This is a genomic window from Streptomyces sp. NPDC036764, from assembly GCF_055609385.1.
In genome coordinates this window covers 1-9,794 of record NZ_JBVJPT010000030.1, presented here as the reverse complement: position 1 = coordinate 9,794, position 9,794 = coordinate 1, and the positions used below count along the sequence as shown (strand labels likewise).

The following is a 9,794-nucleotide window of genomic DNA, read 5'->3' as shown; positions in this document are numbered from 1 at the left end:
TCCAGCCGAGTCCGGACTCTGGCCGTGCAGGCGGTTCAGCCGGCGAGATGGGCCCGCCGCAGCAGGCTCAGCCAGTCGGGGTGCTCGGTCATGTCGTCGTCGATCAGCGCGAGCCGTGCGTACTCGGCAGTGGCCGGCCGTTCCAGGAAGAACGCTGGTCCACCTCCGATCGCACGGAGAGCAGGCCCCCTAGTCAGATGGCGGCGGCGCCTCGCTGCGGCCAGCGCTTCGGCTTGGGCGGCGGCCCGGCTGGCGGTGGTGTCGGGCACCTTGCGGGGCCGGCCCGTAGAAGGACCATGCCGTTCGTGTTCCCACAAAGTCACCTCGACATCAGGGTCGCCCCTGCGCGATCGCCGAACTGCGAGCGCGCCAGAATCCAAGGATCTGGAGCGGGACTACCGCTGCCCACGGCGCTGTCCCACATGGAACCTCAGTTCCGGACACGGCCTTGTCTTCGGAGCGGACGGAACGGTTCCCCCGCCATCGGCATGCGGTGGTACAGCCGTACAGGCGAGCGCCGGGGCAGGGCGGGCGGATCCCGCTCCTCCCCACCGCGGCTGCTGAGCCACCTGTCCGCCGTAACAAAAAGCCTCCCGCCTGGCAACACTGCTACGGTCGCGTGTATGACGCTCTCGGTCTCCACGGGACGGGCTGTTGATCTACGGGTGCAGCCGGTTGATGAGGTTCTTGATCACGTCGAGCGGTGTCTCCAAGTGCACCTGCTCCCGGGTACGGTGATCCGCAAGCGCCGGTCTGTGGGGCCCGGACGGACCGTGATACCTGGGTCCGGATCGAGCGACGTTTGATCAACTTGGGAAGCAGCAGCGTAGATCTTCTGCGCGCCGTGGGTGTGTTCGGCGCGCCTTTGACTGAATGATGATCTTCGCCTGGCGGCCACCCTACCCAGGCCAAGGCACACACCCGTTCGCTGGACGCCGCACCGACCGCGAGTGCGCCAGAGGGGATGCTGGCACGCGTCCCGATGGGCGGCACAGTTTGGCTGATACGCAGGTCACCGCCAGCGGCGTTGGCTCGCAGGGTGCAAGGGATCCCGCAAAGCTGCGACCTCGGGCCGGAACTGAACAATCAAGTCTTCTCGCAGGAGTCGAGAGAACGAACGGCGAAGCTCACGAGAGCGCTCATCAAGCGGCTGCCCATAACGGAGCCGTCGCACATACGTGGCCTTCAGCTCGTACTCCTCAGGGTTGTAGACGTTCGTCAGCCAGTGATGAAGGTCATCCGATGCCAGAAGGACAAGACGGCGATAGGCATCATCCCTTGCCCGCACTCGAGCGTTGAGTTCATCGAGGTTCCCCTCCCAACCCTCCTGCTCCATGAACGAGAGCCAGTCGAGCCACGCATTCACGGCAAGAAGAAACCCCTCAAGAGTTGCCAGTTTGCGGTCTTCCGCCTTCTCAACCAGATTGGCACGCAGTCTCAAGACCTCGACACGACGGGTAGCCAAGGAGGCGACGAACGCACCCAGCAAGGCCGCGCCGGCGCCGACAACGGCCGCAACCACCGCAGGGTCCATGCCCCTTCCCCCCTCGCGGCTCCGCTGCGCGATCGCAGCCGATCAGCCTCCATCATGGCCGCTCTACCCCAAGCACGTCTTCGTGATCCCTCAGCATGATGCGGGTACGCCTGGATGATGTGCGGTCTGGCAGGTGACGGGACAAGCACCGCGGTACCAGGCGCTATTCAGATACACCGTGCCCGCGCAGTCCAGGCCCGATGCCCAGAAGTCCTCACCTACCTCGATGGACTGCGCGTCAAGCGCGGCCTCGCCATGGGGCGGGCGTATGGCGGTGTCGCTAAAAGACAGTCGATTCTCGACAGCGAGGGATCGCAGGTCCACTGTGCCGGCGACGGTACAGGCTACGATCTCGCACTCCAGGGTGATGCGCGCGCCAGCCAGGATCAGCCCGGGCATCGTGCAGGCGTTGAGTTCGAAGGCGGCGCCAAGGTGCGCGTTGTTGAGGCGGACGGCGTCATCGAAGAGGCACCGGACCAGGCGGATGGAGCCAGCGACCGTGACTTCGGCAAGGTCCAAATCGCCGGTGACGCGTGCGCCACGCAACTGCAGGCGGGCCTGACAACCGCGGTAGGGCGATGGTGCGGCGATCAGAAGGTAGCGGAGCGCACTTCGGCCACCTCGTCACACCACCCGCCACCCCGGTATGCCTCCCACATCTGCCGCTCCTGCGGGCTCCATTCATCCGGCGGGTCGTCATGCGTCACGACAGCATCTCCCTCTGCCACGACCTCAGCGGTCCGAGCATCTCTTCGCTACCCGACAACCGTGACTGCCATGCCGTAGTACTGGAGGGCGGGCCCGCTCAAGATCGTCCGACAAGGAGACGAGGCCGCACGTGCGTGCAGCCTCAGCCTGGTTGCGTACGACGGTGACGTGCAGTCGACATATCGCCCACGGAAGCGCGGTCAGAACCCGCCACTTGGCCATTTTGAGCGTTCCAGTTGACTGCTCGCACAACGGTGCTCGGTTCTCTGCAGGGGTGATCACAAGTGCTCGAAGAACCCACGCGCGTCCTCTACCCGAGCGTGAGCATCGCCTCGGCGACCTCGCCGATCGCCGCACCCGGGATCGCTGTGGCGGCCGTCCTGAGGACGAGCAGCCGCGCCCCGGGGATCTCGCGCGCGATTGCCTCGCCGTTGCCGATGGGGAAGAACCGGTCGCGATGGCCGTGGACGACGAGCGTGGGGACCTCAAACTCGGGCAAACGCTCCCGCCAGCGGGGTTTGCAGTCGAGCCTGGAGAACACCATGCCCATCTGGTTGGCCATGTGGAGCGCGGGTGCGGTACCGGGCGTACGGTCCCAGATGCGCGTGGCGAGCTCGCGCGCGGCGACGGGGTCGTCGCCGCGGATCTCCGCGCCGGCGGCGGCGAACGCCGCCACCGCCTCGCGGTCGGTCCAGTCGGGCATCGGACGCGAGAACAGCCGACGCATCATCGCCTGGTCATGGTCGGGGAGGTCATCGTCAGGTGGGCCAGGCGCAACCGCGCGGGTGCCCACCAGGGTGAGCGCCGAGAACGCGCCCGGATGGTCGAGCACGGCCACCTGGGCGACCATTCCACCGACGCCGATCCCCGCGAGGTGCGCGGGCCCGCCGCCGAGCGCGTCAGCAAGGGCCGCCGCGTCGGCGGCGAGGTCGCGCAGGGTGTAGGCGGGCGCCTCCGGGTCCGTAGTCGTCGGCTCCCCGCTGTCGCGCAGGTCGTAGCGCACCACACGGCGCCCACCGGCGGCGAGGCGCTCGCACAGCGCGTCGGGCCAGGAGAGCATCGTCGTCCCGCCCGCGAGCAGGACGAGTGGTGCGTCGTCGTCACCGAACGACTCGATACCCAAGGCGATCTCATTGGCGTTGACCGTCGTCATCGGATCACCCCAGGACGTCGTAGGTCAGGGTGCGTCGCGGCGGATGTCAGCGTCACGCTCCGCTGCACCAGCGTGCGCGACCCGGCGCCGGCGCCACAGTGTCTTCTCTCGCAGGTGCACCGAAGAGAATTCACCGCGGATTCCTCGCGCCGGAGTGAGACCCGGCAGGGGAGAACGGCAGGGCGGGACCGCGACAGTCGTTCCGGCCGCGATGCTCCGGTGCCGTCACATGGCGTCGACGCACCGGAGACTCGCATGCCACGGACTGCCGAATCCGGTTCAGATGCTGAATCCGCCGTCCACGGTCAGCAGAGCGCCGGTGATGTAGGCGGCCTTCTCACTGGCGAGGAACACGACCGCCTTGGCGACGTCGCTGGGGGTGCCCATGCGTCCGAGTGCCGTCATGGCTGCCTGGAGGGCCGCATTCGGTCCGTCTGCGGGATTCATGTCCGTGTCGGTGGCCCCGGGCTGCACGACGTTGACGGTGATACCCCGCGAGCCGAAGTCGCGCGCCCACCCCCGGCCGAGCTGATCGATCGCCGCCTTGCTCGCCGCGTATTCGGCGACACCGGGGACGGGGACACGGTGGGCGACGGTGCTTCCCACCAGGATGACGCGCCCGCCGTCGGTCAGAAAGCGCGACGCGGAGTGTGTGGTGACGATGGTTCCCATCACGTTGGTAGCCATCATCCGCTGAACCCCTTCCTGGAGCTCGAGGTCCACCTGGTCCACGGTGCCCATGACGGCGATGCCGGCTGAGTTCACCAGTACGTCGATCTGACCCCCGAAGAATTCGGCGGCCTTCTCCACAGCGGTCGACGCCTCGTGCGGAACAGCCTGATCCGCCTGCACGGCGAGCGCCTTCGCCCCAAGGCCGGTCAGTTCGGCGACAACGGTCTCGGCCCGCTCGCGCGACTTCTGGTAGGTGATCACAACATGCGCACCCTCGCGTGCGCATTCACGGGCGATCTCCGCACCGATACCCCGCGACCCTCCGGTCACGAGCACCGTGCGCCCCGTCAGAGCCTTGGACAAGGTGGACATGGTGATAACTCCTTATGCGCTGCTGAGCTGCCTTTCAGCTACGCAACCGAAGCTAGAGATTGACACTAGTGTGAACGTCAAGCCCGACCTGAACCTTTACACTGATGTAAAGGTTGACCTCCGGCGGACCGGTAGCCCTCGGGACGACGGAGCGGCGGCCTCGCGACCGCCTGGCGAGGGAGAACGCTGTGAAGATCGGCGAGCTGGCTGCGAAGACCGGAGTGGCGCCGCGGCTGCTTCGTTACTACGAAGAGGTCGGCATCCTGACCCCGTGGCGGGCACCCAACGGATACCGCAGCTACGGTGAGCCCGCCGTCGACCGGGTCCTGCAGATCCGCGAACTGCTGGAAGCGGGCTTGACAACGGACATGATCCGCGAGGTCCTGCCCTGTCTCGATGCCCAGAAGGAGGAGGGGAAGGCCCGGACCTGCCCGGACATCGACGTGACGGAGCTGGACGGGCTGCGTCGTCATCTCGCTGCCATCAAGCGCCGCATTGACGTACTCCAGCGCAACGAGCGGGCCATCGAGGCGTACCTGAAAGTCCGCGCGGAGGGCACCAGTGTCCCTCCGACAGCGGCAGGCGAAGTCGTGGCCCTGGTCGGGCGGCCCTAAGGACTGTCCGGTGAACCATCATCGGAGCCACAGCCGGATCGCGGCGAGGGTAACCGTGCCGTGAAAGACGAATGCTCTCTTGTCGTACCTCGTCGCCACCGCCCGGAAGCCCTTGAGCGCGTTGATGGTCCGCTCGACTTCGTTCCGCGGGCATAGCGTCCCTGGTCGAATCTGGGAGGGCGACCGCCGCGGCTGCCGCGCCGTCGGCGGTTGGCGCGCTGGTCCCGGCGCTCAGGAATCGTGTGCCGGATCTGTCGTCTGCGCAGGTAATACCGGTTCCGGCGTGAGCTATACGCTTTGTCGCCGCACCGGTGGTCCGCACGTGTCCGCGGGTGCCCACCCGCTGGGCGCGGGACACGGATACGGTCCAGGACCGGAATCAGCCGCGGGGCGTCACCCCACTGTCCGGGCGTGACCAGGATGGCCAGCGGGCGGCATCCGCCCTCACTCGCCAGATGGATCTTCGTCGTGACCAAGGCCGGCGGCACCGACGTCCTTCACGCCCTCACCTCAGGCACTCGCGCTTCGCGCTGAGTTCCGGAATCCGCCCCCACCCGGCACCCCCGCGACCGGAGCCCCGGATGCACCCCGCCTTGCGAACCCACACAGGGAAGAGGGATACGACGCCACGGGGGTATCGGACGAGCGGCGCCGGTCCGTGGCCGCTAGCCGGACGAGTCGCCCTCACCGTGCTGGTCGCGGTGGACCGGCAATACCTCCTGTCCCCAGCGTGGTCGACGTTCCCTTCATCCGCCGCCAGATGCTTTGGCGTGGGCGGTCAGTACTGAGTGCGAGGGCCGGCCCGGCGGGAGTGGCTGCCCCCAACTCAAGACGCGACCGCTCCCGCCCCTTCCTCCTGATTCGCAGCACAGGGCTCGGACCGGTTACGTCAGTGGCATGGCGTTGTAACAGTCCTGACGGAGGCTCATGGCGCACCTCCGGTCTCCTCAGTGACTCGCACCCCCCACGTGACCGGGTTGACCGAACGACCGCTCCCCGGCCGGCTCGCTCCCCGGGGTGCGGGTGAGGAGGAAATGATGGCTGCAGAGCAATCCCCGGCATCCCGCCGCAACTTCCTGAGATCCCTCGGCGTCGCGGGTGGCGCCGGAGTGCTGTACTCGGCGATGGGCGCACTCGGGCTCGCCCCGGTGCCGAACGTGCGGGCGGATGAGTACCGGGCGCCCCAGCGAAGCGACTTCGCGCTCACCGGGCGCGGCGGCAAGAAGGTGCTCGTGCTCGGTGGCGGCATAGCCGGCCTGGCGACGGCGTACGAGCTGGGCAAAGCCGGTTACGACTGCCGGATCCTGGAAGCGAAAAACCGCCCTGGGGGCCGCAACTGGACGGTCCGCGGCGGCACGACGCTGACCGACCTCGACGGGCGTACGCAGACGGCGTCGTTCACCAAGGGCCAGTACATGAACGCGGGCCCGGCCCGGCTGCCGCAGTCCCACGTCACTCTCGAGTACTGCCGCGAACTCGGCGTCGAACTCGAGGTGTTCACCAACCAGAACGCCAACGCCTACATCTACCACGAGAGCAGTGCCGCCCTTGCGGGCAAGCCCATGCGCTGGCGCACGGCGAAGGCCGACGTCTACGGCTACGTCTCCGAACTGCTCGCCAAGGCCACCGACCAGGGCGCCCTGGACGCACGCCTCACCGCGCAGGACAAGGAACGACTGATCGCGTTCCTGCAGAGCTTCGGCGCCATCAAGGGCAAAGCCGACGGCTACGCCTACACCGGCACCGACCGACGAGGCTACTCCGTCGAACCGGGCGCTGCCTTCGAGGGCGGCACGGTCCTCGGCCCGGTGCCGTCGGTGTCGGACGTCATCGCCAGCGGCGTAGGGCAGCGCTTCGCCTTCGAACTCGGCTACGACCAGGCCATGCTGATGTTCCAGCCGGTGGGCGGCATGGACGCGATCCCGTACGCCCTGGCCAAGGCGATCGGCCAGAACCGCATCACCTATGGCGCCAAGGCGCTGGAGGTCAAGGACCTGCCGGACGGTGCCGAGGTCACGTACGAGGACGCCGGCGGCCGTATCCGCACCCAGCGCGCTGACTTCGTCGTCGCGGCTATGCCGCCGATGGTCATGGCCCGCCTCAAGCACAACCTGGGGACCAACGTCACCGCGGCGTTGAAGTACGCCGTCCCGACCCCCGTCGGGAAGGTCGGCCTCGAGTACCGCAGCCGCTGGTGGGAGACAGACGAGCACATCTATGGTGGCATCACGCCGACCGACACGGACCTGGCCACCATCTGGTACCCCTCCTACGGCTACCAGGGCCGCCGCGGCACCCTCATCGGCTACTACAACTTCGGTGCCAACGCCCTCGCGTACAGCGATCTGCCGCACGCCCAGCGCGTTGCGCGGGCGGTGAGCCGGGGCGTGAAGATCCACGGCGACAAGTACCGCACCGAACTCGATCACTCCTTCAGCGTCGCCTGGCATCGCACGCCTCATATCGAGGCCGGCTGGGTGGGCTGGCCCTCGCAGACCGGGCCGGAGTACACGCTGCTCAACCAGCCTGCCGGGCACGTGTACTTCGCCGGCGACTGGCTCAGCCATGTCATCGCCTGGCAGCACGGCGCGTTCACCTCGGCCCGCAAAGTCGTGACCGACATCCACGAAAGGGTGATGGCCGCATGAAGCGACGTGCAAAGGTGGTGATCGGTACGGCCCTGACCGCCTCGCTCCTGGTCGGGGGCACCGCGCTCGCCGAGGGCAAGGGCTGGTGGCCCGGCCCCAAAGAGGTCCGCGTCATGCTGCCCGAGGGCCAGTCCAACCCGGCCATCGCCACCGGCGTGGCGACCGGCGGTGAGGTGGCGATCTACCAGAGCAGCGGCCTCGGCCCGACCGCGCTCAACCCCACCGCGCCGGCCGGCTCACCCGAGCTCTACACCGACCCGGCCCTCACCCAGGGCGCCACGGGAGTCACGGTCACCGAGGCCCAGGCACTCGTCGTCCTGCGCAACATCAAGACGAACCTCGAAGCGGCGGGCCTGACCCTGGCCGACGTCATCACCATGAAGTGCTACCTGATGAAACCGCCCGGCGCCGAGACCGCCGACTACGCCGGATGGAACCGCGCCTACCGCCAATACTTCGCCAACATCGACCTCACCTCGAAGGAGGTGATCCCGGTCCCGATGGGCACCTCCGCCCCCAAGGCACCGCTGGTCACCAACAAGGCCCGTCCCGCGCGCGCCACGATGGAGGTCGCCTCGCTGGCCGTCAACGGCTGGCTGGTGGAGGTCGAGGTCACCGCCGCCTACAAGAAGCGCTGACAGGCACCGCGGGGCAACTACAGCGAGGTGCCGGGCCCGTAACCGGGCCCGGCCCCGACAAGCTTCGCTGTCCTGGAGCAAAAAGCAGTCAGGCCCCTGACTGCTCCCGGCGGTCGTGCCGGTCAACCATGTGATCGCAGGCCATATCAGCGCGCCCGAACAGGCTAGGAAAGAGGCCCCTCGATGGGCTCGGCCGGGCTCGTGCCTGACGGCTGCAGTCACAGCCACCGGACCGTTCGGGCGGCCCGGGTCACGACCGCTGCGTAGACGACCCCGAGCAGGAGGGAGGCGAGGAGGGCGGTGACTGGAAAATCCTCCTGGAGGTAGGGGTAGATCTGGTAGTGCGTCAGGTAGATGTAGAGGGAGCTGCTCGCCAGGACGCCCGCAAGTGCGCTGAGCGGGCCGATGCTGGGCAGGGTCGGCACCCAGATCATCAGCCCCAGTCCGGCGATCACGAGGACGGTGCGCAGGGGCTGGTCCTGGAACAGGCCAGGCACGGTAAGCAGCAGGACGGCCGTCAGCAGGGCTCGTTGCCGCGTCGTGCCGGCTCGCGCGGCCGCCCACCCGAGTGCGAACAGCCAGAAGACCACCGAGGGGCTCAGTTGGGGGCGAGCGGATGCCAGTCTCAGCAGGTCGTAGCGGCCGACCAGGCCGACGGCCATGAGAACCAGAGGAATGCCGAAGGCGTACCGCCGTTCCAGCCGGTCCAGAAGCGGTACGGCCGTGAGTGCGGCGAGGACGACCAGGTAGTAGACCAGGGCCTCCACGAACCAGTAGGCCCAGTCGAAGCGGTCGTTCCCCTGGGAGATCAGGGTGTTCAGCAGCACGGCGTTGGCCGGGTCGTAGAAGTCGGTCAGGACTACCGCGCCGGTGATCCACACCATGCTCGGTACCGCGATGCGGGCGATGCTGCGCCACAGGTGCCGAACGCGCTCGCGGCGTGCGGCGTCGGTCAGTTGGAAGCGGGCGAAGTTGTAGCCCGCGACGCCGATGAGGATGTGGGCGAAGCCTTTGATCTCGAAGACCTGGACGTGCGAGCCGACGATGAGGACGATGCCGACCGCGCGCAGGGCGATGCCGGTCTCCAGGGTGCGGCGCGTCCGCCAGGACTGCGGGGTGATCCAGGAGCGCAGCGCCCCGCGGAGCCCCGGCGTCGGACGGGCCCTCCGCGGCTCCGGCAGCGTGTCCCGTCCCTCCGGCGTCTCTGCCACGGGCGCTGCCATGGCTCGCAGCTCGCGGATGGTCCTCCTGTGCCAGTCGGTGGGCAGGTGGCCCAGTGCCTCCTCCAGGCGCAGGGACATCTCGACGTAGCACAGGGAGTCGCCGCCGAGGCTGACGAAGCTGCTGTCCTCGGTGGCGTCGGGGGGGGGGGGGGGGGGGGGGGGGGGGGGGGGGGGGGGGGGGGGGGGGGGGGGGGGGGGGGGGGGGGGGGGGGGGGGGGGGGGGGGGGGGGGG

At 68.3% G+C, this 9,794-nt stretch carries 9 protein-coding genes and 2 pseudogenes; 4 read left to right on the top strand and 7 right to left on the bottom strand.

Features of this window, described 5'->3' with window-relative positions; all coding sequences use genetic code 11:
* Positions 1-35: 35 nt before the first annotated feature.
* A complete protein-coding gene (locus ACZ69Q_RS45390) occupies positions 36-323 on the bottom strand; it encodes a hypothetical protein (protein WP_471054700.1) in 288 nt (95 codons plus the stop codon).
* Positions 324-623: 300 nt separating this feature from the next.
* Here ACZ69Q_RS45390 and ACZ69Q_RS45385 point away from each other — a divergent pair.
* A pseudogene (locus tag ACZ69Q_RS45385) lies at positions 624-811 on the top strand (hypothetical protein); the annotation flags it as partial.
* Between the two features lie 201 nt (positions 812-1,012).
* Here ACZ69Q_RS45385 and ACZ69Q_RS45380 read toward each other — a convergent pair.
* The 4 genes from ACZ69Q_RS45380 to ACZ69Q_RS45365 form a co-directional block, all read right to left on the bottom strand.
* A complete protein-coding gene (locus tag ACZ69Q_RS45380) occupies positions 1,013-1,534 on the bottom strand; it encodes a hypothetical protein (RefSeq protein ID WP_471054698.1) in 522 nt (173 codons plus the stop codon).
* Between the two features lie 90 nt (positions 1,535-1,624).
* Positions 1,625-2,080: a hypothetical protein gene (locus tag ACZ69Q_RS45375; RefSeq protein WP_471054696.1), complete on the bottom strand. Its 456-nt coding sequence runs from the start codon at positions 2,078-2,080 to the stop codon at positions 1,625-1,627.
* A gap of 472 nt (positions 2,081-2,552) precedes the next feature.
* Positions 2,553-3,395 carry an alpha/beta fold hydrolase gene (locus ACZ69Q_RS45370; RefSeq protein WP_471054694.1) on the bottom strand — a complete coding sequence of 281 codons (843 nt, stop codon included), beginning with the start codon at positions 3,393-3,395 and terminating at the stop codon, positions 2,553-2,555.
* Positions 3,396-3,674: 279 nt separating this feature from the next.
* On the bottom strand, positions 3,675-4,439 hold the full coding sequence (locus ACZ69Q_RS45365) for an SDR family NAD(P)-dependent oxidoreductase (protein ID WP_471054692.1): 765 nt from the start codon (positions 4,437-4,439) through the stop codon (positions 3,675-3,677).
* A 188-nt stretch (positions 4,440-4,627) separates the two neighbouring features.
* Between ACZ69Q_RS45365 and ACZ69Q_RS45360 the strand changes: the two genes are divergently transcribed.
* Complete coding sequence (locus ACZ69Q_RS45360; RefSeq protein ID WP_471054690.1) at positions 4,628-5,053, top strand: MerR family transcriptional regulator; 426 nt, start codon at positions 4,628-4,630, stop codon at positions 5,051-5,053.
* Positions 5,054-5,071: 18 nt separating this feature from the next.
* On the opposite strand, the pseudogene ACZ69Q_RS45355 reads toward ACZ69Q_RS45360, so the two are convergent.
* Positions 5,072-5,526, bottom strand: a pseudogene (locus ACZ69Q_RS45355) (IS5 family transposase); the annotation flags it as partial.
* A gap of 564 nt (positions 5,527-6,090) precedes the next feature.
* Between ACZ69Q_RS45355 and ACZ69Q_RS45350 the strand changes: the two are divergent.
* A complete protein-coding gene (locus tag ACZ69Q_RS45350; protein WP_471054688.1) occupies positions 6,091-7,701 on the top strand; it encodes a flavin monoamine oxidase family protein in 1,611 nt (536 codons plus the stop codon).
* The gene (locus tag ACZ69Q_RS45345) at positions 7,698-8,339 is read left to right on the top strand and encodes a Rid family hydrolase (RefSeq protein WP_471054686.1); all 642 of its coding nucleotides are present in this window, start codon (positions 7,698-7,700) and stop codon (positions 8,337-8,339) included. The genes ACZ69Q_RS45350 and ACZ69Q_RS45345 overlap by 4 nt, the downstream gene beginning before the upstream one ends.
* A gap of 218 nt (positions 8,340-8,557) precedes the next feature.
* On the opposite strand, the gene ACZ69Q_RS45340 is transcribed toward ACZ69Q_RS45345, so the two are convergent.
* On the bottom strand, positions 8,558-9,640 hold the full coding sequence (locus ACZ69Q_RS45340) for an acyltransferase family protein (RefSeq protein ID WP_471054684.1): 1,083 nt from the start codon (positions 9,638-9,640) through the stop codon (positions 8,558-8,560).
* Positions 9,641-9,794: the final 154 nt, after the last annotated feature.